Source organism: Streptomyces lateritius (genome assembly GCF_014649715.1).
GTDB classification, from domain to species: Bacteria; Actinomycetota; Actinomycetes; order Streptomycetales; family Streptomycetaceae; genus Streptomyces; species Streptomyces lateritius.
On sequence record NZ_BMTO01000008.1, the window covers coordinates 172,909 to 198,207 of the forward strand.

The 25,299-nt window shown below is 69.4% G+C and carries 31 protein-coding genes; 18 read left to right on the plus strand and 13 right to left on the minus strand.

The features are described 5' to 3' along the window. Positions 1-254 precede the first annotated feature (254 nt). Genes IE136_RS18070 through IE136_RS18080 form a run of 3 tightly spaced genes read right to left on the minus strand, consistent with a single transcriptional unit; the run spans position 255 to position 1,598 of the window. Positions 255-461: a MerR family transcriptional regulator gene (locus tag IE136_RS18070; RefSeq protein ID WP_189600858.1), complete on the minus strand. Its 207-nt coding sequence runs from the start codon at positions 459-461 to the stop codon at positions 255-257. Continuing rightward, positions 455-1,174, minus strand: a complete 720-nt coding sequence (locus tag IE136_RS18075) for a hypothetical protein (protein ID WP_189600859.1) — start codon at positions 1,172-1,174, stop codon at positions 455-457. The genes IE136_RS18070 and IE136_RS18075 overlap by 7 nt, the downstream gene beginning before the upstream one ends. After that, a complete protein-coding gene (locus tag IE136_RS18080; RefSeq protein ID WP_158989395.1) occupies positions 1,167-1,598 on the minus strand; it encodes a WhiB family transcriptional regulator in 432 nt (143 codons plus the stop codon). The genes IE136_RS18075 and IE136_RS18080 overlap by 8 nt, the downstream gene beginning before the upstream one ends. Before the next feature lie 132 nt (positions 1,599-1,730). Between IE136_RS18080 and IE136_RS18085 the strand changes: the two genes are divergently transcribed. The 5 genes from IE136_RS18085 to tuf all read left to right on the plus strand — a co-directional run bounded on the left by IE136_RS18085 (position 1,731) and on the right by tuf (position 6,967). Further along, the gene (locus IE136_RS18085) at positions 1,731-2,180 is read left to right on the plus strand and encodes a helix-turn-helix domain-containing protein (protein ID WP_158989397.1); all 450 of its coding nucleotides are present in this window, start codon (positions 1,731-1,733) and stop codon (positions 2,178-2,180) included. Positions 2,181-2,612: 432 nt separating this feature from the next. After that, positions 2,613-2,984, plus strand: coding sequence for a 30S ribosomal protein S12 (gene rpsL / locus IE136_RS18090; protein WP_003948652.1), 372 nt, complete (start codon positions 2,613-2,615; stop codon positions 2,982-2,984). A gap of 2 nt (positions 2,985-2,986) precedes the next feature. Continuing rightward, positions 2,987-3,457 carry a 30S ribosomal protein S7 gene (rpsG, locus tag IE136_RS18095; protein WP_007445917.1) on the plus strand — a complete coding sequence of 157 codons (471 nt, stop codon included), beginning with the start codon at positions 2,987-2,989 and terminating at the stop codon, positions 3,455-3,457. A gap of 38 nt (positions 3,458-3,495) precedes the next feature. Then, positions 3,496-5,625, plus strand: coding sequence for an elongation factor G (fusA, locus tag IE136_RS18100; protein WP_158989399.1), 2,130 nt, complete (start codon positions 3,496-3,498; stop codon positions 5,623-5,625). A gap of 148 nt (positions 5,626-5,773) precedes the next feature. Further along, positions 5,774-6,967 (plus strand): elongation factor Tu, encoded by a 1,194-nt coding sequence (tuf, locus tag IE136_RS18105; RefSeq protein WP_158989401.1) that lies wholly within the window; start codon positions 5,774-5,776, stop codon positions 6,965-6,967. A gap of 104 nt (positions 6,968-7,071) precedes the next feature. On the opposite strand, the gene IE136_RS18110 is transcribed toward tuf, so the two are convergent. From IE136_RS18110 to IE136_RS18130, 5 genes are all read right to left on the minus strand, one after another. Beyond that, complete coding sequence (locus tag IE136_RS18110; RefSeq protein ID WP_189600860.1) at positions 7,072-9,213, minus strand: PIG-L family deacetylase; 2,142 nt, start codon at positions 9,211-9,213, stop codon at positions 7,072-7,074. 123 nt (positions 9,214-9,336) lie between these two features. Continuing rightward, positions 9,337-10,149 carry an RNA repair domain-containing protein gene (locus IE136_RS18115; protein WP_158989403.1) on the minus strand — a complete coding sequence of 271 codons (813 nt, stop codon included), beginning with the start codon at positions 10,147-10,149 and terminating at the stop codon, positions 9,337-9,339. Between the two features lie 48 nt (positions 10,150-10,197). Beyond that, positions 10,198-10,803, minus strand: a complete 606-nt coding sequence (locus IE136_RS18120; protein WP_189600861.1) for a Uma2 family endonuclease — start codon at positions 10,801-10,803, stop codon at positions 10,198-10,200. A 10-nt stretch (positions 10,804-10,813) separates the two neighbouring features. Further along, positions 10,814-11,629: a helix-turn-helix domain-containing protein gene (locus tag IE136_RS18125; RefSeq protein ID WP_189600862.1), complete on the minus strand. Its 816-nt coding sequence runs from the start codon at positions 11,627-11,629 to the stop codon at positions 10,814-10,816. Positions 11,630-11,837: 208 nt separating this feature from the next. Continuing rightward, on the minus strand, positions 11,838-12,296 hold the full coding sequence (locus tag IE136_RS18130) for an ATP-binding protein (protein ID WP_189600863.1): 459 nt from the start codon (positions 12,294-12,296) through the stop codon (positions 11,838-11,840). A 140-nt stretch (positions 12,297-12,436) separates the two neighbouring features. On the opposite strand from IE136_RS18130, the gene IE136_RS18135 reads away from it, so the two are divergent. Further along, positions 12,437-13,312, plus strand: a complete 876-nt coding sequence (locus IE136_RS18135) for a helix-turn-helix domain-containing protein (protein ID WP_189600864.1) — start codon at positions 12,437-12,439, stop codon at positions 13,310-13,312. After that, complete coding sequence (locus tag IE136_RS18140; protein ID WP_189600865.1) at positions 13,309-13,500, plus strand: DUF397 domain-containing protein; 192 nt, start codon at positions 13,309-13,311, stop codon at positions 13,498-13,500. The genes IE136_RS18135 and IE136_RS18140 overlap by 4 nt, the downstream gene beginning before the upstream one ends. An 82-nt stretch (positions 13,501-13,582) precedes the next feature. Here IE136_RS18140 and IE136_RS18145 read toward each other — a convergent pair whose 3' ends face one another. The 5 genes from IE136_RS18145 to IE136_RS18165 form a co-directional block, all read right to left on the minus strand. Next, on the minus strand, positions 13,583-14,287 hold the full coding sequence (locus IE136_RS18145; RefSeq protein ID WP_189600866.1) for a toxin glutamine deamidase domain-containing protein: 705 nt from the start codon (positions 14,285-14,287) through the stop codon (positions 13,583-13,585). A gap of 17 nt (positions 14,288-14,304) precedes the next feature. Then, positions 14,305-15,327, minus strand: coding sequence for an ADP-ribosylglycohydrolase family protein (locus tag IE136_RS18150; protein ID WP_268247941.1), 1,023 nt, complete (start codon positions 15,325-15,327; stop codon positions 14,305-14,307). A 449-nt stretch (positions 15,328-15,776) separates the two neighbouring features. Beyond that, positions 15,777-18,038, minus strand: a complete 2,262-nt coding sequence (locus tag IE136_RS18155) for a putative T7SS-secreted protein (RefSeq protein WP_158989411.1) — start codon at positions 18,036-18,038, stop codon at positions 15,777-15,779. Continuing rightward, the gene (locus IE136_RS18160; protein WP_189600867.1) at positions 18,038-18,733 is read right to left on the minus strand and encodes a hypothetical protein; all 696 of its coding nucleotides are present in this window, start codon (positions 18,731-18,733) and stop codon (positions 18,038-18,040) included. The genes IE136_RS18155 and IE136_RS18160 overlap by 1 nt, the downstream gene beginning before the upstream one ends. Beyond that, positions 18,730-19,305 (minus strand): hypothetical protein, encoded by a 576-nt coding sequence (locus IE136_RS18165; protein ID WP_189600868.1) that lies wholly within the window; start codon positions 19,303-19,305, stop codon positions 18,730-18,732. The genes IE136_RS18160 and IE136_RS18165 overlap by 4 nt, the downstream gene beginning before the upstream one ends. A 642-nt stretch (positions 19,306-19,947) precedes the next feature. Here IE136_RS18165 and rpsJ point away from each other — a divergent pair. Genes rpsJ through rpsQ form a run of 11 tightly spaced genes read left to right on the plus strand, consistent with a single transcriptional unit; the run spans position 19,948 to position 25,238 of the window. Beyond that, positions 19,948-20,256, plus strand: coding sequence for a 30S ribosomal protein S10 (gene rpsJ, locus IE136_RS18170; protein ID WP_003948644.1), 309 nt, complete (start codon positions 19,948-19,950; stop codon positions 20,254-20,256). Positions 20,257-20,269: 13 nt separating this feature from the next. After that, positions 20,270-20,914, plus strand: coding sequence for a 50S ribosomal protein L3 (rplC, locus tag IE136_RS18175; protein ID WP_158989417.1), 645 nt, complete (start codon positions 20,270-20,272; stop codon positions 20,912-20,914). A gap of 7 nt (positions 20,915-20,921) precedes the next feature. Then, positions 20,922-21,572, plus strand: coding sequence for a 50S ribosomal protein L4 (gene rplD / locus IE136_RS18180; RefSeq protein ID WP_158989419.1), 651 nt, complete (start codon positions 20,922-20,924; stop codon positions 21,570-21,572). Next, a complete protein-coding gene (rplW, locus tag IE136_RS18185; protein WP_158989420.1) occupies positions 21,572-21,895 on the plus strand; it encodes a 50S ribosomal protein L23 in 324 nt (107 codons plus the stop codon). The genes rplD and rplW overlap by 1 nt, the downstream gene beginning before the upstream one ends. Positions 21,896-21,935: 40 nt before the next feature. Beyond that, entirely contained in the window at positions 21,936-22,772 is an 837-nt protein-coding gene (gene rplB, locus IE136_RS18190) for a 50S ribosomal protein L2 (protein WP_158989422.1), read from the plus strand. A gap of 12 nt (positions 22,773-22,784) precedes the next feature. Beyond that, positions 22,785-23,066 (plus strand): 30S ribosomal protein S19, encoded by a 282-nt coding sequence (gene rpsS, locus IE136_RS18195; protein ID WP_019888752.1) that lies wholly within the window; start codon positions 22,785-22,787, stop codon positions 23,064-23,066. A 43-nt stretch (positions 23,067-23,109) separates the two neighbouring features. After that, positions 23,110-23,457, plus strand: a complete 348-nt coding sequence (gene rplV, locus IE136_RS18200) for a 50S ribosomal protein L22 (protein ID WP_058848120.1) — start codon at positions 23,110-23,112, stop codon at positions 23,455-23,457. Further along, complete coding sequence (gene rpsC / locus IE136_RS18205) at positions 23,457-24,305, plus strand: 30S ribosomal protein S3 (RefSeq protein ID WP_017239578.1); 849 nt, start codon at positions 23,457-23,459, stop codon at positions 24,303-24,305. Before rplV ends, rpsC begins: the two co-directional genes overlap by 1 nt. A gap of 5 nt (positions 24,306-24,310) precedes the next feature. After that, positions 24,311-24,730 (plus strand): 50S ribosomal protein L16, encoded by a 420-nt coding sequence (gene rplP, locus IE136_RS18210; protein ID WP_015035580.1) that lies wholly within the window; start codon positions 24,311-24,313, stop codon positions 24,728-24,730. Beyond that, positions 24,730-24,954: a 50S ribosomal protein L29 gene (gene rpmC / locus IE136_RS18215; protein WP_017239580.1), complete on the plus strand. Its 225-nt coding sequence runs from the start codon at positions 24,730-24,732 to the stop codon at positions 24,952-24,954. The genes rplP and rpmC overlap by 1 nt, the downstream gene beginning before the upstream one ends. Beyond that, positions 24,954-25,238: a 30S ribosomal protein S17 gene (rpsQ, locus tag IE136_RS18220; protein WP_158989424.1), complete on the plus strand. Its 285-nt coding sequence runs from the start codon at positions 24,954-24,956 to the stop codon at positions 25,236-25,238. Before rpmC ends, rpsQ begins: the two co-directional genes overlap by 1 nt. The last annotated feature ends 61 nt before the right edge of the window (positions 25,239-25,299 follow it).

Genomic DNA, 25,299 nt, shown 5'->3' on the forward strand with positions numbered 1-25,299 from the left:
GGCTGCGCGCCGTCGCGCGACTACAGCCGTACCGCTGTGGGGCGGCGGGGTGCTCGACGGCTCACAGCCGTACCGCTGTGGGGCGGCGGGGTGCTCGGGGGGCCACTGCCGTGCGGTGTCGGGCGGCAGCGGTGGCCGGCGCGGCGCTGAATCCCGGCATCCCGTGGCGGCACGTGCCGGGCGTCGTCGGGCGCCGCTCACGCCGGAACGCCCCCTGTCCGGATCCGGACAGGGGGCGTTCCTGGTGGCGAGGGTCAGACGGAGAGGCTTGGGCGGCGGCGGGCCGCGCGTTCGGCGGCGAAGACGTCTTCCAGGCGGAAGAGTTGGGCGCGGCCCGCCTTGCCGGCCGCTCGCAGATGGCCCAGCTGGACCCACTTGCGGATGGTCGCCGGGGCGACGCCGGCCTCCTCGGCCGCGAGGGGACCTGGGATCAGGGCCGGCAGGGGCAGGGACTTCAGCACGGGGTCTCCTCCATCGCGGCTTCGAGTTCCTCGGTACGGCAGCCCGCCGCGTCCGCCAGTTCCCGCCACTCCGCCTCGGGCCACAGGTGGCGGTACGCCGGGTCGTCCTGGCAGCCGCAGTCCTCCACCGTGCACGTACACGCCGGGTTCACACAGAGCACGGCCCGCCGGTCCGGGAAGGCCCGCAGCGACACCGAGTCGCACCAGGGGCACCGCCCCGACACCCGTACGACCGGCTCCGCGTCGCCGAGTGTGCGGGCGCAGCGCCGTGCCATCCGGCGCAGCTCGTCGCGCACGTGCCGGGCCAGGTCCGGGTGGGCCGCGACGTCGTCGAGCAGCGCGGCGATCCGCCGGAGCCGCTCGATCACCTGCGCCCGCGCAGGCCGGGGCAGGCCGAGCCGCGCCCGTACCGCCTCCTCCAGCTCCACCACGCCGTCGGTGATGTCACGGATGGCGTCGGAGATGTGCAGCCGGATCGGGGCGGCGCCGTGGCCCGGGACCACCAGGCCGTGCCGCTGCCGGAGGAGGAGGGCCTCGCGGCGCTCCTCCCGGATGAGCTCGTCCCGGGCCGTGGAGGGCGCGGCGGGGGCGGTGCCGACGGGGGAGCGGCGGCCGGGCGCCAGCTCCTCGGAGAGTTCGGGGAACTGGCGGACGAGCGAGGCCGTCCACAGGGCGATGTCGGTGAGGACGCGGTCGATCGCGGGGTCAGACACGAACGCTCCCGGCGGAGGAGGAGGCGGCGGAGGGGGCGGAGGCGGGTGCGGGTGCGGGGAGCGCCGTCGTACGAGACGCGGCGCCCACCCCCGTACGCGATGCCGGTACCGGGCGGCCGTTGCGCCACAGGCGGCCCGCGCAGACGCCGTCGAAGAAGCTCTCCGCCGGAGCGACCGCCTCCTCGCACTCGCGGCGGACGAGACAGTTCGTGCAGGCGCGCAGCGCCGGAGCCGCCTGCTTCGCGCGGCGGGAGAAGACGACGGCCGGGGAGAGGCCGGCACACGCGGCGGCGGCCTGCCAGGCAGGGGAGTCGAATGGAAGCAACGTGTACTCCAGGTCCGGGGCCAATGGGCGTCCCGCGGGGCCTGTGAGGTCCCTGGGGCTCAGGAGGCCGATGAGTTCGGCGGCGAGCCAGCGTGACATGTTGCGTGCGGGCGCGCAACAAAGATGTGGAGACCTCTTTACGGATTCGACACGGTTGCGCACCCGAAAGCACGTAATTCCGTGCGCGCAAGCACGCTAGAGTGAGGCGCCTGGAGGAGTGAGGAGCGGTACATGACCACTCGTGGGCTGGATGAATTCGCAGGCTGGGTCGAAGGCCTGATGAGAGCGCGCGGCTATGACATCGACAGCCCGCGCGGCGGCGGCAAGTCGCGGATCGCGGACGAGGCCGGAGTCCACCGCGCCGCCGTGACCCGACTGCTGCAGCGGCAGAGCATGCCCGACCTGGAGACCATGCGCAGGATCGCCCCGCTCCTCGGGGTGTCCGTCCGCGACATGCTCATCCGGTCCGGCCGGGTGACCCCGGAGGAGCTGCCGCTGGCGGAGGATCTGCTGCCGCCGGCCGACTGGCAGCCGTCCATGGAGGACTTCGCGCGCTGGCTCGGCGTCCCCGACGAACGGCTCGGGGTCTTCATCAAGGTGGTGAACCAGTTCCTGGAGCCCGACGCGGACGACGCGGAAGGCGGCGAGCGGGCCGAGGCGCGGCGCGCCGCACGGGACTGAACGCGGCCGGGCGGGTCCCGACGGGACCGAACGGGGGGCCGGGTGCGGCCGTGGGGGAAGAGCCGAGGTGGGATCCACCCGGCTCTTCGGCGCGTCCGGGCCCGGGCCGGGCCCGCCTCCGACCCGCCCCGGCCCGTGACCCGAACCGCACCCCGGGTAGGCCCGTCGTTCTCCGAGGTGGGCCGGGCTCCGGTGTGCGTGGGCATTTGTTTTGACCGGAGTCCATGCGATAGGTACGCTCAGACCTTGTGCCTGGGGTGTGCCTGGGCTCGTGTGCGTGTCCTCAACCGCATGGCGAGTCTGTCAACGGCCATCGCAATCTGCGCCTTTTCCGCCTCGCGGCGGACGATCGCAGTATTCGACACACCCGACCGCGTGGGTCGGCGATGTTCCAGGTTAGTTTGACGACGGCACACAGAAACCGGAGAAGTAGTGCCTACGATCCAGCAGCTGGTCCGGAAGGGCCGGCAGGACAAGGTCGAGAAGAACAAGACGCCCGCACTCGAGGGTTCCCCTCAGCGCCGCGGCGTCTGCACGCGTGTGTTCACGACCACCCCGAAGAAGCCGAACTCGGCCCTCCGTAAGGTCGCGCGTGTGCGTCTGACCTCGGGTATCGAGGTCACGGCCTACATCCCGGGTGAGGGTCACAACCTGCAGGAGCACTCCATCGTGCTCGTGCGTGGTGGCCGTGTGAAGGACCTGCCGGGTGTTCGTTACAAGATCATCCGCGGTTCCCTCGACACGCAGGGCGTCAAGAACCGTAAGCAGGCTCGCAGCCGCTACGGCGCCAAGAAGGAGAAGTAAGAATGCCTCGTAAGGGCCCCGCCCCGAAGCGCCCGGTCATCATCGACCCGGTCTACAGCTCTCCTCTTGTCACCTCGCTGATCAACAAGATCCTGCTGGACGGCAAGCGCTCCACCGCCGAGCGCATCGTCTACGGCGCCATGGAAGGCCTCCGCGAGAAGACCGGTAACGACCCGGTCATCACGCTGAAGCGCGCCCTCGAGAACGTGAAGCCGTCGCTCGAGGTCAAGTCCCGCCGTGTCGGTGGCGCCACCTACCAGGTTCCGATCGAGGTCAAGCCCGGTCGCGCCTCCACCCTCGCGCTCCGCTGGCTCGTGGGCTACTCCCGCGCCCGCCGCGAGAAGACCATGACCGAGCGCCTCATGAACGAGCTCCTCGACGCCTCCAACGGCCTCGGTGCTGCGGTCAAGAAGCGCGAGGACACGCACAAGATGGCCGAGTCCAACAAGGCCTTCGCGCACTACCGCTGGTAGTCGCACCCACATCGAGACCGAGAGAAGACTGAAGCCTTATGGCTACCACTTCGCTTGACCTGGCCAAGGTCCGCAACATCGGGATCATGGCCCACATCGACGCGGGCAAGACGACCACCACCGAGCGGATCCTGTTCTACACCGGTGTCTCTTACAAGATCGGTGAAGTCCACGACGGCGCTGCCACGATGGACTGGATGGAGCAGGAGCAGGAGCGCGGCATCACGATCACGTCTGCCGCGACGACCTGCCACTGGCCGCTGGAAGACGTTGACCACACCATCAACATCATCGACACCCCGGGCCACGTCGACTTCACCGTCGAGGTGGAGCGTTCGCTCCGCGTGCTCGACGGTGCGGTGACGGTGTTCGACGGCGTCGCCGGTGTCGAGCCCCAGTCCGAGACTGTCTGGCGTCAGGCGGACCGCTACGGCGTCCCGCGTATCTGCTTCGTCAACAAGCTCGACCGTACGGGCGCCGAGTTCCACCGCTGCGTCGACATGATCGTGGACCGCCTCGGCGCGACCCCGATCGTCATGCAGCTCCCGATCGGCGCCGAGATGGACTTCCAGGGTGTTGTGGACCTCGTCCGCATGAAGGCCCTGGTCTGGTCCGCGGAAGCGACCAAGGGCGAGATGTACGACGTCGTCGACATCCCGGCCACGCACACCGAGGCCGCTGAAGAGTGGCGCGGCAAGCTGGTCGAGACCGTCGCCGAGAACGACGAAGAGATCATGGAGCTCTTCCTCGAGGGTGTCGAGCCCACCGAGGAGCAGCTGTACGCCGCGATCCGTCGTATCACCATCGCGTCCGGCAAGGGCGGCGGCGAGAAGACCGTCACCCCCGTCTTCTGTGGCACCGCGTTCAAGAACAAGGGCGTCCAGCCCCTGCTCGACGCGGTCGTGCGCTACCTCCCCTCCCCCCTGGACGTCGAGGCCATCGAGGGCCACGACGTGAAGGACCCGGAGCAGGTCGTCAAGCGCAAGCCGTCCGAGGACGAGCCGCTGTCGGCCCTCGCGTTCAAGATCGCGAGCGACCCGCACCTCGGCAAGCTCACCTTCGTCCGGATCTACTCCGGTCGCCTGGAGGCCGGCACCTCGGTGCTGAACTCCGTCAAGGGCAAGAAGGAGCGCATCGGCAAGATCTACCGCATGCACGCGAACAAGCGTGAGGAGATCGACTCGGTGGGCGCCGGCGACATCGTCGCCGTCATGGGCCTGAAGCAGACCACCACCGGTGAGACGCTGTGCGACGAGAAGAACCCGGTCATCCTGGAGTCCATGGACTTCCCGGCGCCGGTCATTCAGGTCGCGATCGAGCCCAAGTCCAAGGGTGACCAGGAGAAGCTGGGTGTCGCCATCCAGCGCCTCGCGGAGGAGGACCCCTCCTTCCAGGTTCACTCGGACGAGGAGACCGGCCAGACCATCATCGGTGGTATGGGCGAGCTTCACCTCGACATCCTCGTCGACCGTATGCGTCGCGAGTTCAAGGTCGAGGCGAACGTCGGCAAGCCGCAGGTCGCGTACCGCGAGACGATCCGCAAGGCCGTCGAGCGCGTGGACTACACCCACAAGAAGCAGACCGGTGGTACCGGTCAGTTCGCCAAGGTGCAGATCGCGATCGAGCCCATCGAGGGCGGCGACGCCTCGTACGAGTTCGTGAACAAGGTCACCGGTGGCCGCATCCCGAAGGAGTACATCCCTTCGGTCGACGCCGGTGCGCAGGAGGCCATGCAGTTCGGCATCCTGGCCGGCTACGAGATGACTGGCGTCCGCGTCATCCTTCTCGACGGTGCCTACCACGAGGTCGACTCCTCCGAGCTCGCGTTCAAGATCGCCGGTTCGCAGGCCTTCAAGGAGGCCGCGCGCAAGGCTTCCCCCGTCATCCTTGAGCCGATGATGGCCGTTGAGGTCGTCACGCCCGAGGACTACATGGGTGAGGTCATCGGCGACATCAACTCCCGCCGTGGTCAGATCCAGGCCATGGAGGAGCGCAGCGGCGCTCGCGTCGTGAAGGGCCTCGTGCCCCTTTCGGAGATGTTCGGCTACGTCGGAGACCTCCGCAGCAAGACCTCGGGTCGCGCAAGCTACTCGATGCAGTTCGACTCCTACGCCGAGGTTCCGCGGAACGTCGCCGAGGAGATCATCGCGAAGGCCAAGGGCGAGTAGCTCTCCCAAGTTCACGCTTTAGGCTTGACACCAGTCGCCGGGGCTCAGCCCCGAAACCCGAGGATCGGGTCCCGGCGCCTGGCATCCCAGCAAAGATCACCTGGCGCCGATGAAGCAAGGCGTTCAGAACCACTCCAGGAGGACCCCCGTGGCGAAGGCGAAGTTCGAGCGGACTAAGCCGCACGTCAACATCGGCACCATCGGTCACATCGACCACGGTAAGACGACCCTCACGGCCGCCATTACCAAGGTGCTGCACGACGCGTACCCCGACCTGAACGAGGCCTCGGCCTTCGACCAGATCGACAAGGCTCCCGAGGAGCGTCAGCGCGGTATCACCATCTCGATCGCGCACGTCGAGTACCAGACGGAGTCGCGTCACTACGCGCACGTCGACTGCCCGGGTCACGCTGACTACATCAAGAACATGATCACCGGTGCGGCGCAGATGGACGGCGCCATCCTCGTGGTCGCCGCCACCGACGGCCCGATGCCGCAGACCAAGGAGCACGTGCTCCTGGCCCGCCAGGTCGGCGTTCCGTACATCGTCGTCGCCCTGAACAAGGCCGACATGGTGGACGACGAGGAGATCCTGGAGCTCGTCGAGCTCGAGGTCCGTGAGCTCCTCTCCGAGTACGAGTTCCCGGGCGACGACCTCCCGGTCGTCAAGGTCTCGGCGCTCAAGGCGCTCGAGGGCGACAAGGAGTGGGGCCAGTCGGTCCTCAACCTCATGCAGGCCGTGGACGACTTCATCCCGCAGCCCGAGCGTGACGTCGACAAGCCGTTCCTGATGCCGATCGAGGACGTCTTCACGATCACCGGTCGTGGCACCGTCGTCACCGGTCGTATCGAGCGTGGTGTCCTCAAGGTCAACGAGACCGTCGACATCGTCGGTATCAAGCAGGAGAAGACCACCACCACGGTCACCGGCATCGAGATGTTCCGCAAGCTGCTCGACGAGGGCCAGGCCGGTGAGAACGTCGGTCTGCTCCTCCGTGGCATCAAGCGCGAGGATGTCGAGCGCGGCCAGGTCATCATCAAGCCCGGTTCGGTCACGCCGCACACCGAGTTCGAGGCCCAGGCCTACATCCTGTCGAAGGACGAGGGTGGCCGTCACACCCCCTTCTTCAACAACTACCGCCCGCAGTTCTACTTCCGTACCACGGACGTGACCGGCGTCGTGACCCTCCCCGAGGGCACCGAGATGGTCATGCCGGGCGACAACACCTCCATGACCGTCGAGCTGATCCAGCCCGTCGCCATGGAGGAGGGCCTGAAGTTCGCCATCCGTGAGGGTGGCCGGACCGTGGGCGCCGGCCAGGTCACCAAGATCAACAAGTAATTGTCGATCGTCTGACCTGTGCCGCTCCTGACGGAGCGTCATCAGAGGGCCCCCGGCCCGCCGTTCGCGGCGGGACGGGGGCCCTCGTCGTCGTTCTTCCCGGCCTACGAGTGCGAGGGGCCGGAGCCGTCCGCCGGGCGCCACACCCACGGGTGCGCGTCGGCGCCCAGGCCGACAGCGAGCGGACCGCCCGGTACGAGACACAGCGCCGCCGCCTGCACGGCCGCCGTTCCCTGCGTACGGGTCCAGAGCCGGTCGCCCCGCCGCAGCTGGATCCGGCCCCGCAGGTCCCTGCCGAGCAGCACGGTCCCGTGCGCGTCCGCCGCGGCGGCCACGGGGCCGTAGCCGTCGAAGGAGGCGTTCCTGCCGCCTGACAGCAACTCCTTCGCGGCCGGCGCGCGGTAGTACACCGCCAGCCCGCCCGAGCCTCCCGCGCCGCCCGTGCCCGCCGTGCCTTCCGCGCCGCCCGTCCCCGCCGTGCCTCGCGGGCTCCCGCTCGTGCCGCCCGGCCCCGGGACCGCGGCGACGGGATCACCGGCCAGGGGCAGCGGATCGGCGAGTGTGCCGTCGATCCAGTGCGCGACGGACTCCCGGCCCGCCGCCAGCACGTGGACCCGGCCTGCCTCGTCCACCACGGCGTTCAGCCCGTCCTGCACCTCGACGCCGCCCCCCAGGGCCCGCCACGCGCTCCAGGCGCCGTCGGCCTCCCGTACCCGCGTCGACACCCCCTTGTCCGCGTCGCGCACGAAGAGATGGACCCGGCCGTCGGGGGCCGTCACGGCCACCGGCACACCGATCCTGCGCCCCCGGTCGTCCCCGCGCTCCGGGCTGCCGAGACCCCGCCAGGCGAGGAAGGGGCCGCCGGGGGAACGCTGCTCCAGGAGGACGACCTCCCGCCTGTTCGGGCCGCCGTGGCCGGCGAGCGCGGCGAAGCCCACACCGAAGAGGAGGACGCGGCCGTCGAGGAGCGTGGCCGAGCCCAGCGCGGGCGCGAGCGGACCGCCGCCCAGGTCCTCCGGCTCACCCCACCGGCCCGAGCCCTCCTCCGTCTCCCGCCAGCGCACCGCACGCAGTCCGAGGACGCCGAAGGCGTCGAGCCGCCCGTCCGGCCGCTCGACGACCGCGGGGCCGGCGCCCGGCCAGCGGTGGTGCGTGGCACGCACCCAGCCCTTCTTGTTGGTGAGGGGCCGGTCGCCGCCGACGCCGTAGTCCCCGCAGCCGGAGGGATTGCCGCACTGCCAGGACGGATCGCCGCCGTACGGGACGAGGTTGTCCGCCTTCTCCTTGAGGACCTGCGGGGGGAGGTTCTTCGGCCAGTGGCGGTTGTAGTAGCCGCGGAAGGCGGTCGCGACGAACGCCGGTATCGTCCCCCCGCTCCGGGCTGTGCCGGCGACCCAGCGGATCAGCGCCGCCCAGGAGAAACAGGCGACGGCGGTGTGGTCGCCGTGGTCGGAGTAACCGGGCTGCTCGCTGTCCCGCTTGCGGGTCGCCTCGTCGCTGAGCTGGATGTCCGGGTCGGGGTCGAGGGTCTGGACGACGGTCGGCCGGTAGCGGTCGAGCAGCCCGACCAGGACCTCGATCAGCTGGTCGTGGTCGTAGGTGTCCGACCGGTCGACGGGGGAGTCGGCCGACAGGTGGGTCCGCAGTTCGAGGGCGCGGTCGTCCCACAGCGCGGGCAGGGCCATGTAGCGCCGGGAGGTGTGCATGGGCAGATTGAGGAAGATCAGCTCCACCCGGCGGCCGCCGTGCGTGAGGGTGTTGATCTCGGCGCTGCGCCCGCCGCTGAGGGGGGTGGTGCCCTTCTGCCAGGGCGTGAACACGTCGAGGCCCAGGAGCGTCGCGTACGCCTGCCGCAGGCCCTGGTGGCGCGCGGAGGAGTAGGCGGCCTTGTCGGGGGCCGTCTCGGGCATCCCCTGGATCCAGTTCTTGCCGGTGTGCTCGCCCGCCGTGACGTAGACGGAGACGAGCGGGACCCCCGCGTCGAGCATGCGCTGGGTGTCGGGGTTCATGAAGTACAGGTCGTCGTCCGGGTGTGCGGCGATCTGCAGCAGCTGCGCGCGGCGCGAACTGGCGATCGGCATCCCGGGCGCGGGGTCCGCGGTGGGCCCGGTCCGCCGGGACGCGGGCACGGAACACCCGGTGAGGCCGGCCGCGAGGGGGCCGGCGAGCGCGGCGGCCCCGATCGCCGCGGCGAGCACACGGCGTCGACGGGGCAGACCCGTCCTGGGTTCGGATCTGTCGTCCACTGCTGGTGCGTCCCCTGTGCTGGTACCGATCCTGCGCCTTGCCAGACGGGAGTTCGGTGCCCGGGGTTGTGCGGGATCTGTTGCGATGTACCGAAAGTATCCCCGAACGGAGGTGCGATCCGCTCAATCGGGGGTCCATCGGACGTGACCGGTCCCGAGCCGCACGACCGCACGTACGCGCATCGGCTCCTCACCCCGGCGGGAGAGCAGGACCAGTTCGGTGACGCGCGTGGTCATCGCCCCGAGAAGTGCTTCGGCGTCGGCGGCGAGCCGGTGGGGGTCGTGGCTGCGCCCCAGGGAGAGGTGGGGCGTGTAGCCCTTGGAGTGGCCCCCGCAGAGGGGGAAGCGGCTCTCCAGGGCGTCCCGCAGCCGGGCCCAGGGCTCTTCTCCGGCCGCCGCGGGGTCGATCCAGACGGTGGCGTCCTCACGGTGCCCGAACCAGTGCACCCCTTCCAGCCGCGCCCTGAACGCCGGCACTCCGGCGAGGGCCGACGCGACGAGCGGGGCCGCCCGGGGGAAGTCGTCCTCGGGCACGAATCCGAAGAGGACGTTGACGTGGGGCGGCCAGCGGTGGATCTGCCGGTCGTGATCGCGGCGGATGTGCTGGAGGGGAGGCCACAGCTGCGGGGGTGGGATCCAGGCGACGGCCGTACGGTGCGTGGGAGGAACGGCGAGCACGGGAGGCGGCGGTTCGGGCCGCTCTCCGGCGGCGGTCTCGCGGAGCCGGTCCACGTGGGATGCCCGGTCCCAGACGATCTCGCCGTCGGCCTCGAAGAACAGCACCCGGTGCCAGGGGATCTCCCCACCCGGTACGAAGTCCGGCAACGCCACCCGCTTCGGTGGGGCCCCGCGCTCGGCGATCCCCATGACGAAGCGCTCGGGATCGAGGCGAGGATCCCAGATGACCTGGTGGTAGACCTCGTCACTGGTGTGCACGTCCGGCGTGTGCCCCGGGTGTGGTGTCTCAGTCGGCGGCCGGGGCCGCTACGGGTAGCGGGGCAGGTCCTGGGTCGAGATCGTCCAGTGGGCGATGGTGACGTCCTCGCCGTACACGAAGTCCTTGCGCGTGGCGTAGCGCGGCCCGTCGGGAGTGGCGTGGATGTCGGAGAACACCGCTCCCGTGCCGGTGCGGGGGTCGAAGATCGCGTAGAGGGGAACGCCGATGAGCGCGTAGTCCCGCAGCTTGCCCACCCAATCGTTGTCGGGGTTGCACCGGGAGACGACCTCGATGGCGGCGATGAGGGTGCGGGGGGCGAACGAGTTCTCCACTTCCATGTCCGCCTCGGCGATCACCATCACGTCGGGGTGGCGCATGATGCCCTCGGGCTCGTCCTCGACGTCTGGCTCCCCTGTGTGCGCGGCGAGCTCGTCGGGCATCACCTTCTCCAGCCTCTTTCGCAGCCGCAGCACGGTGAGCTCGTGGGGACCCCCGGGCGTCACCATGTCGTGAACGATTCCTTCTTTGGTGATCTCGAACTTGCCGGGGACGGTGTCATCCAGGCTGTGCACGACTTTGCGCATGGACAGGTAGAGCGGGGAAACGGTCGTCATCCCGCTGGCTCCTCGTCCGTGCCCTGGGGCCCGAGTCATCAGCTTCATGCTAGGCGGCCTTTCTCTCGTGGGGACTGCAGTCGCGGCAGTGGCCGGGTTCGGCAGATCTGAAGGCTCGGTCGCACGTGTCGCAGTTCTGGAGGGGGTCGAGGGCGGGCGGCTTCGCGGGGAGGGGCGGTGGAAGCAGGGCTGTGAGGCGGTGGGCGAGGAGTCCGGCCGGGTGCACCAGATCGTCCGGGAGGCTCGCGGCGAGGGTGCGCAGGACGGCGTCGGGGCGGGCGCCGCGTTCGAGCCAGGTTGTGAGGCCGGGCGCAAGGCGCTGGATGTCGCGCTGGGCGAGGAGCAGCCTGGGCTCGTGGAGGTGGAGGCGGGCGAGCAGCTCGGCGGCGGGGCGGTGCGCCTGCGCGAGTGGTGGCGGAGCCGGGGTCACGGGGCGGGGCGCGGGTTTTGTGGGCTGTGGCGGGGCCGGCGGCGGGACGTCCGGAGGCTCTGGGGGCTCCGGGGGCGTCTCCGGAGCGGGGTCGGGTTCAGCCCCTGGTCGGTTGTACGAGATCGTGCGCGGGGCGAGGCGCCCGGTGGGAAGTCGCTCGTTGAAGCGCTTCAGGTAGCCATGGGCCTCCAGCTCCCGCATGGCGCCCGCGATCCGCATCTCACTCTCCGGGAATTTCGCGGCCAGGGCCTTGATCCCGACGGGCGTTCCGGCGGGGAGTGACTGGAGGTGGACGGCGAGCCCGATGGCGAGCAGCGAGAGCTCGCGGTGCTGGGCGAGGTGGTTGCCGACGACCGTGTAGCGGGTCGTGTGCCGGACGTTGACGTGAATGAGCCCGGAGGCGCGCGAGGGCGCGCTAGGGTGCTGGGAAGCCATCGGGAAGCTATCTCTTCCTCGGTGGTCAGGCCCTCGATCGGGATCGCTAGTCCCGGCCGGGGGCCGTCGCATGTCTGGGGTTGTCGGCGGTGAGCATATGCCAGGCAACCGGCCCCAAATCCAGCCCAGTTGGCACAGATCACCCGTGTGAGTGACGGGTGCGCGGCGGGGAGGCTGGAGGGGATGGGAGGGGTACTTGCCCTGGTACTTAAGTCTTTTCCGTCGTGGGCCGCCGGGTCGCGGACGGCCGCGATGCGGTCCCGATCTCAGCCCAGACCGTCTTGCGGGGGACGGGCCCTGACGTGACGCCCCACCGGTCCGCGAGCGCCTCGACGATCACGAGTCCGCGCCCCGATTCCGCGTCCGCCGGCCGGCCGACGGCGGGGAGCCGGTCACCCCGCGTGTCCGTGACCTCGATGCGGAGCGCGGCGTCCGTGGCGAGGAGCGCCAGGCGGAAGTCCCGGCCCGGGACGCGGCCGTGGGTCACGGCGTTCGTCACCAGCTCGGCGACGACCTGGGCCGCGGCATCGGAGACGGCCATCAGCTCCCAGGAGCGCAGCTGCTCGACGGCCAGGAGCCGGGCGAGGCGGGCGCCCCGGCGCGTAGCGGAGAGCTGGATTCCGAACTGGCGTACACACGCCAAGAGTTGGGTTCGTTCTTGGTTCATGTCACTCAGAGTGGCGGGCTCTGCGTACGCTGCCCAGCAAACATGTCCTTACGTACGGTGACTGTCCCGCCACTGTCCGGCCCTGTCCCGGCTGTCCGGGGTGGCCTCCCGGGTAAGGGCGGCTGAGGAGGTGGGCGCGCATGAGCGTGGACGGCGTGGTCGGTGTGGACGGGACGGCGACGGAAGAGCCGGGCTGGGAGGTCGATCCCGAGGACGAGTCGGGCGCGGCGGTCGTGGCGGCGGTGGGTCGCCAGATCAAGCTGTGGCGGGAGGCGAAGGGCCTCCGGGCGGCGGAGTTCGGCGAGCTGGTCGGCTACGGCGAGGACATGATCCGCAAGGTCGAGCGCGGGGCCCGGATTCCGCGACCGGAGTTCCTGGACAAGGTGGACCAGGCGCTCGGCGCGGGCGGACTCGTCGCGGCGATGAAGAGCGACGTGGCCGAGGTCCGGTACCCGAAGAAGGTGCGGGACCTGAAGAAGCTGGAGGCGCGAGCCGTCGAGTTCTGCCTGTACGAGAGCAACAGCATTCACGGGTTGTTGCAGACGCCGGAGCACGCCCGAGCTCTCTTCGAAGCCGGACAGCCGGCGTACTCGGAGGACGACATAGAGCGCATGCTTGCCGCACGGATGGCCAGGCGTTCGGTCTTCGAACGGTCGCCCGCGCCCGCGCTCAGTTTCGTTCTCGAAGAGTCGCCGCTGCGTCGGCCCGTCGGGGGCACAATGGTGTGGAGACAGCAGCTCGAACATCTGCTGGAGGTGGGGCGGTTGCGAAACGTCTCGCTCCAGGTGATGCCGACGCACAGCGAGGCCCACCCCGGACTGGACGGCCGGATCGAGGTGCTGAAGTTCGAGGACGGCACGGCCGTGGGCCGTTCCGAGGGCGCCTTCAACGGACGCCCGGTCTCGGAACCGAAACAGCTGCGAATTCTTGAGCTGCGGTACGGCACCATCCGGGCGCAGGCGCTCACTCCAAGGGAGACGCTGGCCTTCATCGAGCAATTGCTGGGAGAAACATGATTCGCGAGCCCGAGCCGGAGTGGTTCAAGAGCAGCTACAGCAGCGGCACCGATGGCGAGTCCTGCGTCGAGGTCGCTACCACCCCTGCCACGATCCACGTCCGCGACTCCAAGGACGTCGAAGGCCCCCACCTCGCCTTTGCCCCCGGCGCCTGGGCCGGCTTCGTCTCGTACGCCTCCGAGGGCTGAGTCTCCGCCGCCCGGCGAGCCTGAGGGCCGGCGGACCGGGCGCGTGCACCGCGCCACGGTCCACCGACCGGGCGGGACGCCGTCAGGGCTTCGTCGGGAGTGCCCGGAGCAGGACCAGCTCGCGGACGTGCGAGGTGTCCAGCACGGCCAGGGAGCCCGTGACGCCGTCCAGGAGGACGACCTGACCGCTGTTGTTGTGGGCGTAGACGAGGTTCCCGGTCACCTCCTGACCGCCGGCCTCACGGCGTACCCACACCAGCCCGCGTGTGTCCGGGCCCGGCCCGTGAAGGGCCCTGATCACGTCGTTCCAGTCGTCCACCGGCACGTGCGTGAAGCCAGGGAAGTACCGGCGGTTCAGCCGGTCCCACCAGCCGGGGGCCTCATGGGCGGGGCTCCAGGGCAGGGCGACCGACCGGTGCCCGCCGAGCGCGGAGTGCACGGCGGCCACGCAGCCGCGGGCGTTGATGCGGCGCGACTGGTTCCGGACACGGGCGGCGGTTTCGCGTGACGGAGCCGGTTCCAGGTCCGCCAGCGGGGCGCTGGGGGCGGGGTGGAACGGCGAACTGCCGTCCTTCGGCACGACGAGCGAGGCCGCGAGCATGGGCGAGCGCGGGTACCCGGGCTGGGGGAGGGCCCGGCAGGACAGCAGCCAGGCCGTGCCGGTCTCGTGCACCGGCTGCGGTGCGGCGAGCTCGACGAGCCCGCCGTAGACCGCGCTGAGCCAGACGGGCGCCTGCTGAGTGGGGTGCGGCGTCCACGCCGAAGCCTCGAGTTCATCCGTCTGCATGCCTTTCACCTCAGCGTTCAGGCATCCCAGAGGGAGCTCAGGGCTTTGATGCGATCCCGGTACTCCAGGACCGTGACCCACTCGTGCAGCCAGTAGTGGGTTCCGTGTTTGGCCCCGGCGAACGCGCCGGCGAGGGCGGCGATGGAGTCGGAGTCCCCTGACGAGTGCGCTCCTCGCATGATCGATCCGCGGGCATCGCCCTGGACGAGGAGGAAGCAATACAGGGCCGTCGCCAGGGCTTCCTCGGCGACCCAACCGGGCCCGACCGCCTCGGAGGGATCCCGGTCCATCTCCCGGGCGCGGAGTGCGCCGGACACCTTGTCGAGGGCGCGCAGGCATTCGTCCCATCCGAATGCGATGTACGACGCGGGATCCGCCGCTCCTGCCTTGCGCCACAGGTCTCCGAGCCAGTCGGAGTGATAGTTGTGCCGCGACTCCTGCGCGTACGAGCGCAGCCGGGGGAGGAGGTCGTCCAGGGCGCAGCCCTGGGTGAGAAGCCAGATGACGTGCGCCGTCAGGTCGCTGGCGGCGAGCGCGGTGGGGTGGCCGTGCGTCATGGCCGCCTGGAGCTGTGCGATGCCTGAGCGCTGCTCGGCCGACAGGCCGGGTACGAGGGCGACGGGAGCCACGCGCATGTTCGCGCCGCAGCCCTTGGAGCTGATGACCGTGGCGTCCTGCCACGGGATGCCACGCTCCAGGGCGGCGCAGGCGTTCAGACAGGTCTGACCGGGCGCGCGGTTGTTGTCCGGGGAGCGCAGCCAGGCCACGAGGTGCCTGCGCAGGGCCGCCTCGACTTGGGTGGGGGTGACGGGCTGCGCCGCCCCCCAGCGCCCTCCCGTCTCGTGGGGACTCGTCGTGACGTCCGCCAGGGCTTCCCCGACGGCAAGTGTCATCTGGGTGTCGTCGGTCACCCGCACGATGTCGCCGGGGGAGAGGGGCATCTCCATCCTGTGCCAGGGGCCGAACGTGGCGCTGATCTGTTCCATGGTCAGGAACTCGGTGGGGTAGCCCATGGCGTCACCGAGTGCGAGGCCGAGCAGTACCCCCCTCGCCGCGGGCCACGGACGCTCCCTGGGAGGCCACCCGGCAAGGTCTCTGACCGCGTCGGAATTCGGAGCCTCGGCAGCGGAGCCCGGTACGACGTGGCTGTGGGCGAGCGGGTTCCGGGTCATCTCGGCCAGTGCTTCCGAGGGCGCAAGGCCACGTGCCTTGGCGTCGCGCAGCCGCTCGATCCACTCTGAGCCCCTGGGGGCGACAGCCCTGGGACGGATCCAGTCGGCGGCGTCGTCCTCGTCGTTGATCCACACATAGCCGATCACCGCCCCACTGGAATTCGCCACGGCGACGTACTCGACGGGTCTGCTGGTTCGGGAGACGTATTCCGGAGGTCCGGTGGAAATCAAGGGGCCTTCGTCCAGGATGTGCGGCGGGGTTGTTCGCTTGACGAAGCGAAGTGCTTCCTTCTTGTCGTTCATTCGCGGATTCCTTCTCAATTCCTGGGAAGAATTTCCCCGTAGATCTGCCACTGGCCGTTTTCGTCCTCGAAGGCCCGTGTCACCCTGTAGCTCGTGCCTCGCCCGAGCAGCAGTTCCCGCTCACCCATGCCGTAATGGCTGACCTTCTCCAACCACAGGGCATCGGTCCCTTCGGGGACACGCAGGTGGAGAATGCCCTTCATGTCCGCGAAGGCCGCTACGGGGTGATCGCCGAGGGATGTGGACATATAGGCCGGGTCGGTCTCCGTCCTCCCCACCAGTTTGGCAGGATCGTCGACACCGTAGTGGCCCACCCCTTGCCCGCGAACCACCATGACGTCCTCCGCCAGCGGGCGGCCGGCGAGACCCTTGTCGACCTCCTCGATGTTATGGAGGACATCCGGGGTGCCCAGGTCGGGATTCCCCCTGAGGTATCCGTTCATCTCCTTGTAGGTGGCGTAACGGGGATCCGCGCCTCCGAGGTGGTCGTCCGAGTAATCGAGGAGCGACTTCTTGGTCGGGTCCGGAAGACCGCTCGCGTACTCGTTCCAGTGGTCCCGACCGTAGGCGATCGCGTCATTGCTGTCGGGGAAAGAAACCGCACCATCGCTCAGTTCGGCGGAGGCAACCTGGTGCTTCTGTTCGATGCTGAGACCGTCGAACTCGTCCGCCGAAACGTGCGGCTCGTACGTGAAACCACTGTCCGCGTGCCCGCCCGGCCCGTCATTGACCCCCTGAATCTCCGGATACTGATCGTCCAGGAACTCCTGAGCCGTCTTGCCGTCCACCGAATCCGCGTGGACGGCCCCCTCGTCCACCTGGTCCGTGGCCTGGGCCAGGCCGTCCCAGTCCTTGCCGGCGGCCGCGTTGTCGGCGGCGCCCGTCGGTGTCGAGGGGGTGGCCGCGTCGTCGGCCAAGCCCGTTGGAGTCGGGTGGGCGGCCGCGGAGGCGTCGTCGATCGTCCAGCCCGGGGGGAGCTGGGAGACCGCGTTGTCGGACGCACCGGCCGGCGGCCACTGAGGGGGCGGGTTGTCCACCAGACCCGTCGGAGGCGTGCCCGCGGCGTCGTCGCCGTACTTCAGGCCGTTCCTCGTCACCGGGTTCGTCGCCGCCGCCTCCAGGCCCTCCCTGGCCGCGGCCCGCACGCCGCCGCCGGCGAGGCCCGTGCCCTTCGTGCCGAAGAGTTCCGGGATGAGGCGGCCGAGGAACTCGGCCGGGTCCTTCTTGAAGCCCTCCACCGCGGCTGTCACGACACGCTCGGGGTGGGCGACCGTGGAGACCAGGCCGGAGAGCGTCATCGAGACGTTCTGCATGTACGCGGCCGGGTGCGTCAGGTTGTACGGGTCGGCCGGGTTGAGGCCGCGGACGAAGTTGAGCAGCCCCGCCGTTCCCTTGAGGGCGCCGCCCACCACGTGGGTCAGCTCCATGTTGTACGCCTGGTATCCGTCGACGACGTTGTCGGTCAGGCGCTCGAGGGGCGGAGGTTCGGCCGGGGCGTGGGCCAGGGCCTTCTCCACCCTGGCCTGGGCGTCCGTCGCGGCGGTGTTCCGCTGCTCGCGGGCGTGGGCGAGCAGCGCCTTGGCCTCCTCGACGAGCGCCTTCGCGGCCTCCTCCGCCCTGACGGCCTCTGGGTCCTTCGCGGCGTCCGCGTCCTTGGCGGCCGCGGCCGCGACCGCCGCCTTGACCTCCCCCTCGGCGCGCTTGCCCTGGCGGTACAGGTCGATCGCGTCGTACGCCATGCCCTGCGCCCACTTCACGGTGTGCGCGTACGCCTCCAGCGCGGCGGCAGCCCCCTCGCACGCGTCCGCCGCGTGCAGCCACTTCGTCGGGTGCACGCCGAACTTCTCGCGGAAGGCGTCGCCGCCCACGCCCTTCCAGCGCGAGGAGTCGACCTTCCTCATGCCCTGGCCGACCTTCTCGAAAGCCGCCCGGAAGTCCTTCAGGTGCGCCGCGCTCTCGAGGATCTTCGTGGGGTTGCCCCGGATGAGCTCGTTCGCCTCCTCGGTCTGGCCGAGCTGCTTCTCGCCGGGGGTCGCGCCGAGGTTCGACGCGACACCGTCACCCCAGTCCGTGACCACGTCGGCGGCCCCGTGCAGACCGTAGGAATCGAGGCGATCGCCAGCCTTGTCGGTCGCCCAGTCGACGGTCTCGCCCAGCGCCTTCTTGCCGGAGTCGATGCCGTCCTCGATGGCGCCGAGGCCTTCGTTGATGCCGTCCTCGATGCCCTTGCCCAGGTCACCGATGCCGTTGCCGATGTCGTCGAGCAGGCCGCCCATCAGCCCTGGTCGCCCCTCTGCTGCTGGGGCGGCACGCCCTGCTGCTGCTGCTGGGCGGCGGCGGCCCGCTCCTCCGGCGACGGCCCGAACATGTCGTCGAGCGCCGCCTCGTACTGCGCGTCGGTGACGCCGGCCATCGAGGCGCTGTTCTGCGGGCCCAGGCCGGGCAGACCGACTGTCTGGGAGGTCATCAGATCGCGCCCGGCGTCCTTCCAGCCCTGAGCCGAGTTGGCCCGCGCCTCGTCGAAGGACTCCTTGCTGTAGTCCACGCCGCCGAGGTACCCGGACGTGGCGATGTCGCCCCACCCCTGCTTCGTGACCTCGTCCTCGGACGCGTACGGATTGCCGATGGCCGCGTTGGTCACGATCTTGAACGTGCCCTCCAGGTACTGCTCGGTCTCGTGGTACGTACCGGCCGACAGGCCCGTCGCCACGGCGAACGTGTTGCCCTCGTTGATCAGGGCGCGCACGCCCCACTCCCAGCGTTCGCAGAACGACGAGAACGTCCCCGTCAGCCCTTCGTGGCCCAGTGCCAGGCCGGGGAGTGCGATGGCGCCGAAGCCGCGTCCTTCCCCCGCCATGCTGTCCATGCCGAGCTCCTTCAGCTCGCCCAGCGCCAGCGTCAGGCCGTTCGCGATCTCGTCCAGTCCGCTCGTGGCCAGGTCCTTGCCGGCCTCGCCCCCGCCCCCGCTCATCGTGCCGCCCCCCACTCGTCGGCTCCCGCGACGCCCTTGTCCACCGCCGCCGATTCCGGTACGACCCCGGTCACCGGCGGAAACAGCACCGCGTGCTCCGCGCCGTCCGCCGCGTCCAGGGCCACCCCGCACGGCACCCCCGCGCTCGGCACGGCCACGTCCAGCAGCCGAGCCCCGAGCACCGTCTCGTACTCCCACTCCGCGCCGCCCTCGCCCCGGGCGAGGGCGTACCGGGCCAGCGCCGACTCGTCGGAGAACGCGAGGATCCACCGCACGCCGCCGAAGTCGACGGTCAGCCAGGCCTGGTCCCGGCGCGGTACGAGCACCGCCCTCGTACGGAAGATCTCCAGGACCGCCGCGAACTCGCGTCGCCGGGACTCCGCCTCCGCGTCCTGCGGCGCACCCGGCTCCCCCGGGCGATGCGCACCGGGGGACGAGGGCGACGGAGCGGGCCCGCGCGTGTCAGGAGGGGGCGGGGGAGACCACCCCGGGGGAGACCACCCCACGGCCGGCGGATCCGGCGCGCCCGCGTCGGTCGCCCGCGCCGGCGCGCCCTGAGGTTCGACGGGCATGTCTGCGTAGTCAGCGAGCCGAGACCGCCGTATCGGCGTGTCCGAGCCGCCCCCGAGATCGATCAACGCGACACCTTGGCACAGCGACGGAAGCCGTCACCACTCGCGCGGCGGCAATCCGCACATGCCCGGCATGTCGTGCGGGCGTGTGCGAAGAGGTGTGGGGGCGCCGTGTACGTCGGTGGAGCAGCCGGGGAGGTCCGTGCCCGCACCGCCCGGCGGCGGGTGGGGGACGTGTCGACCCCAGGTTTGATCTCCGTCACGTCCGGGGTACTCTCTTCGGCCCGATTGGCCATCTCCGCACCCCGTATGGCAGACTGTCGGGGTTGCTCGGTTGAGTGCCGATGCTGCGCGCCTCCCGCCGGGAGGACCGGAAGCGAGTCCCACAGTACTCGTCGCCCCTTCTCAGGGGCGGACGTACGGGAATCTTCCGGGAAGCGTCAGCGGGGCGCCGACCAGGCACCCGGTGGGTGTTCCACCCCCGGTTCCGCGGGTTTGTGGGCCCGTACCCCCTTGGTTGGGAAATCCTTCGGGACTTCTGCGTAGAGGGAGTGCGACACGCCCGACCGCGTGGGTCGGAGGAGGAGTCAAGAGAACCCCCGGGTTCCGGAGCGTTACGAGAGACAGGACTACTGAGTAGCCATGGCGGGACAGAAGATCCGCATCCGGCTCAAGGCCTACGACCACGAGGTCATCGACTCCTCGGCGAAGAAGATCGTCGAGACGGTGACCCGCACTGGTGCGTCGGTCGCGGGCCCGGTGCCGCTGCCCACTGAGAAGAACGTGTACTGCGTCATCAAGTCGCCGCACAAGTACAAGGACTCGCGCGAGCACTTCGAGATGCGCACGCACAAGCGCCTCATCGACATCCTCGACCCCACGCCGAAGACGGTTGACTCGCTCATGCGCCTCGACCTCCCGGCGGGCGTCGACATCGAGATCAAGCTCTGAGGTGACGCGCGAGATGGCTAAGAACATTAAGGGCGTCCTGGGCGAGAAGCTCGGCATGACCCAGGTCTGGGACGAGAACAACCGGGTTGTCCCGGTGACCGTCGTCAAGGCCGGGCCCTGCGTCGTCACCCAGGTGCGCACCAACGACAACGACGGCTACGAGTCGGTCCAGATCGCCTTCGGCGAGATCGACCCGCGCAAGGTGAACAAGCCCCTCAAGGGCCACTTCGCCAAGGCCGACGTCACCCCGCGCCGCCACCTGGTGGAGCTGCGTACCGCTGACGCCAGCGAGTACACGCTCGGCCAGGAGATCACCGCTGCCGTGTTCGAGTCGGGCGTCAAGGTCGACGTCACCGGCAAGAGCAAGGGCAAGGGCTTCGCCGGTGTCATGAAGCGTCACAACTTCAAGGGCCTCGGCGCCGGTCACGGCACCCAGCGCAAGCACCGCTCGCCCGGTTCCATCGGTGGCTGCGCCACCCCGGGCCGCGTGTTCAAGGGCCTCCGCATGGCGGGCCGCATGGGCAACGAGCGGGTCACCACCCAGAACCTGACCGTCCACGCCGTTGACGCGGAGAAGGGTCTGCTGCTCATCAAGGGCGCGGTCCCCGGCCCGAACGGTGGCCTCGTCCTGGTCCGTACCGCGGCCAAGGGGGTTTGAGGAACCGATGAGCACCATTGACATCCTTTCGCCGGCAGGCGACAAGGCCGGGACCGTCGAGCTCCCCGCGGAGATCTTCGACGCGAAGACCAGCGTTCCGCTGATCCACCAGGTCGTCGTCGCTCAGCTGGCCGCTGCCCGTCAGGGCACGCACAAGACCAAGCGCCGCGGCGAAGTCCGCGGTGGTGGCAAGAAGCCCTACCGCCAGAAGGGCACCGGCCGCGCGCGCCAGGGTTCGACCCGTGCGCCGCAGTTCGCCGGCGGTGGCGTCGTCCACGGCCCCGTGCCGCGTGACTACTCGCAGCGCACCCCGAAGAAGATGAAGGCCGCCGCCCTGCGCGGTGCCCTCTCGGACCGGGCGCGCCACTCCCGTATCCACGTCGTCACCGGCGTGGTCGAGGGTGAGGTCTCCACCAAGGCCGCGAAGACGCTGTTCGGCAAGATCTCGGAGCGCAAGAACCTGCTCCTGGTCGTCGACCGCGCCGACGAGGCCGCGTGGCTCTCCGCCCGCAACCTGCCCCAGGTTCACATCCTGGAGCCGGGCCAGCTCAACACGTACGACGTGATCGTCTCCGACGACGTGGTCTTCACCAAGGCCGCCTTCGAGTCCTTCGTGTCTGGCCCCCAGACCGCTGAGACCGAAGGGAGCGAGGCCTGATGTCCGAGGCCACGATCACCAGCAAGACCTTCACGGACCCGCGCGACATCCTCGTCAAGCCGGTTGTCTCCGAGAAGAGCTACGCGCTGCTCGACGAGAACAAGTACACGTTCATCGTCGCGCCCGGATCCAACAAGACCCAGATCAAGCAGGCCGTCGAGGCGGTCTTCTCGGTCAAGGTCACCGGGGTCAACACGATCAACCGTCAGGGCAAGCGCAAGCGCACCCGCACCGGTTTCGGCAAGCGTGCCAACACCAAGCGCGCCATCGTGACCCTTGCCGAGGGCAACCGTATCGACATCTTCGGCGGTCCGACCGCCTAACGGCGGTCTGGATCGTCCGAAATCGGACGAGGACTGAGAAATGGGAATCCGCAAGTACAAGCCGACTACGCCGGGCCGCCGTGGCTCCTCCGTAGCCGACTTCGTCGAGATCACGCGGTCCACGCCGGAGAAGTCGCTGGTCCGCCCGCTGCACAGCAAGGGCGGCCGTAACAACACCGGTCGTGTGACCGTCCGTCACCAGGGCGGTGGCCACAAGCGTGCCTACCGTCTGATCGACTTCCGTCGCCACGACAAGGACGGCGTGCCGGCCAAGGTCGCTCACATCGAGTACGACCCCAACCGCACCGCGCGCATCGCGCTGCTCCACTACGCGGACGGCGAGAAGCGCTACATCATCGCCCCGAAGAACCTGTCGCAGGGTGACCGGGTCGAGAACGGCCCCGGCGCCGACATCAAGCCCGGCAACAACCTGGCCCTCCGCAACATCCCGGTCGGTACCACGATCCACGCGATCGAGCTCCGTCCCGGCGGTGGCGCCAAGTTCGCCCGTTCCGCGGGTGCCTCCGTGCAGCTGCTGGCGAAGGAGGGCACGATGGCCCACCTTCGTATGCCGTCCGGTGAGATCCGTCTGGTCGACGTCCGCTGCCGCGCCACTGTTGGCGAGGTCGGCAACGCCGAGCAGTCGAACATCAACTGGGGCAAGGCCGGCCGCAAGCGCTGGCTGGGCGTTCGCCCGACCGTTCGCGGTGTGGCGATGAACCCGGTCGACCACCCGCACGGTGGTGGTGAGGGCAAGACCTCCGGTGGTCGCCACCCGGTCTCCCCGTGGGGTCAGAAGGAGGGTCGTACTCGCTCGCCGAAGAAGGCTTCGAGCAAGTACATCGTCCGCCGCCGCAAGACGAACAAGAAGCGCTAGGAGCGGGTTTAGATGCCGCGCAGTCTCAAGAAGGGGCCCTTCGTCGACGACCACCTCGTAAAGAAGGTGGACGCCCAGAACGAAGCCGGCACCAAGAACGTCATCAAGACCTGGTCCCGTCGCTCGATGATCATCCCGGCCATGCTCGGCCACACGATCGCGGTGCACAACGGCAAGACCCACATTCCGGTGTTTGTCACCGAGTCGATGGTCGGCCACAAGCTCGGCGAGTTCTCGCCGACGCGCACCTTCCGGGGTCACGTGAAGGACGACCGGAAGTCGAAGCGCCGCTAGTAGCGGGGTGGAATCGACCATGACAGACACTGGAAGGACAACCATGGAAGCCAGGGCCCAGGCGCGGTACATCCGCGTCACGCCCATGAAGGCCCGCCGCGTGGTGGACCTTATCCGTGGCATGGACGCCACGGAGGCTCAGGCGGTCCTGCGTTTCGCCCCGCAGGCCGCGAGCGTGCCGGTTGGCAAGGTGCTGGACAGCGCCATCGCCAACGCTGCACACAACTACGACCACAGTGACGCCTCTTCGCTGTTCATCAGCGAGGCGTACGTGGATGAGGGCCCGACCCTGAAGCGGTTCCGTCCGCGTGCTCAGGGCCGTGCCTACCGGATCCGTAAGCGGACCAGCCACATCACCGTGGTCGTCAGCAGCAAGGAAGGAACCCGGTAATGGGCCAGAAGGTTAACCCGCATGGGTTCCGGCTCGGCATCACCACGGACTTCAAGTCCCGCTGGTACGCCGACAAGCTGTACAAGGACTACGTCAAGGAAGACGTCGCCATCCGTCGGATGATGACGTCCGGCATGGAGCGCGCCGGCATCTCGAAGGTTGAGATCGAGCGCACCCGTGACCGCGTGCGGGTGGACATCCACACCGCGCGTCCCGGCATCGTCATCGGCCGCCGTGGCGCCGAGGCCGACCGCATCCGCGGCGACCTCGAGAAGCTCACGGGCAAGCAGGTCCAGCTGAACATCCTCGAGGTCAAGAACCCCGAGATGGACGCTCAGCTGGTCGCCCAGGCCGTTGCCGAGCAGCTCTCCTCCCGCGTCTCCTTCCGTCGCGCCATGCGTAAGAGCATGCAGGGCACGATGAAGGCCGGCGCCAAGGGCATCAAGATCCAGTGCGGCGGTCGCCTCGGCGGCGCCGAGATGTCCCGCTCGGAGTTCTACCGCGAGGGCCGTGTGCCCCTGCACACGCTCCGCGCGAACGTCGACTACGGCTTCTTCGAGGCCAAGACCACCTTCGGTCGCATCGGCGTGAAGGTCTGGATCTACAAGGGCGACGTCAAGAACATCGCCGAGGTCCGCGCCGAGAACGCCGCGGCCCGTGCGGGTAACCGCCCGGCCCGTGGTGCCGGCGCTGGTGACCGTCCCGCCGGCCGTGGTGGCCGCGGTGGCGAGCGTGGCGGCCGCGGCCGCAAGCCGCAGCAGCAGTCCGCGCCGGCTGCGGAGGCCCCCAAGGCCGACGCTCCCGCCGCCGCTGCCGCTCCGGCTGAGAGCACCGGAACGGAGGCCTGACCGAAATGCTGATCCCCCGTAGGGTCAAGCACCGCAAGCAGCACCACCCGAAGCGCAGCGGTATGTCCAAGGGTGGTACGCAGGTTGCGTTCGGCGAGTACGGCATTCAGGCCCTCACTCCGGCGTACGTGACCAACCGCCAGATCGAGGCGGCCCGTATCGCGATGACCCGCCACATCAAGCGTGGCGGCAAGGTCTGGATCAACATCTACCCGGACCGCCCGCTGACCAAGAAGCCTGCCGAGACCCGCATGGGTTCCGGTAAGGGTTCGCCGGAGTGGTGGATCGCGAACGTCAAGCCCGGTCGGGTGATGTTCGAGCTGTCCTACCCGAACGAGAAGATCGCGCGTGAGGCCCTGACTCGTGCTGCCCACAAGCTGCCGATGAAGTGCAAGATCGTCAAGCGCGAGGCAGGTGAGCTGTGATGTCGGCCGGTACCAAGGCGTCCGAGCTGCGCGAGCTGGGCAACGAGGAGCTTCTCAACAAGCTCCGCGAGGCCAAGGAAGAGCTGTTCAACCTCCGCTTCCAGGCGGCGACGGGCCAGCTCGAGAACCACGGTCGGCTCAAGTCCGTCCGTAAGGACATCGCCCGGATCTACACCCTGATGCGTGAGCGCGAGCTGGGCATCGAGACGGTGGAGAACGCCTGATGAGCGAGAACAATGTGACTGAGCAGAAGACCGAGCGCAACGCCCGCAAGGTCCGTGAGGGCCTGGTCGTCAGCGACAAGATGGACAAGACCGTCGTCGTCGCCGTCGAGGACCGCGTCAAGCACGCGCTGTACGGCAAGGTCATCCGCCGTACGAACAAGCTCAAGGCTCACGACGAGCAGAACGCTGCCGGCGTCGGCGACCGCGTCCTCCTGATGGAGACCCGGAAGCTGTCCGCCTCGAAGCACTGGCGCGTCGTCGAGATCCTCGAGAAGGCCAAGTAATTACCTGAGGGGTTTCCCTCAGGTCAGTTCCGCCAGGCTCGGCAGGGGCACTCCGGTGCCC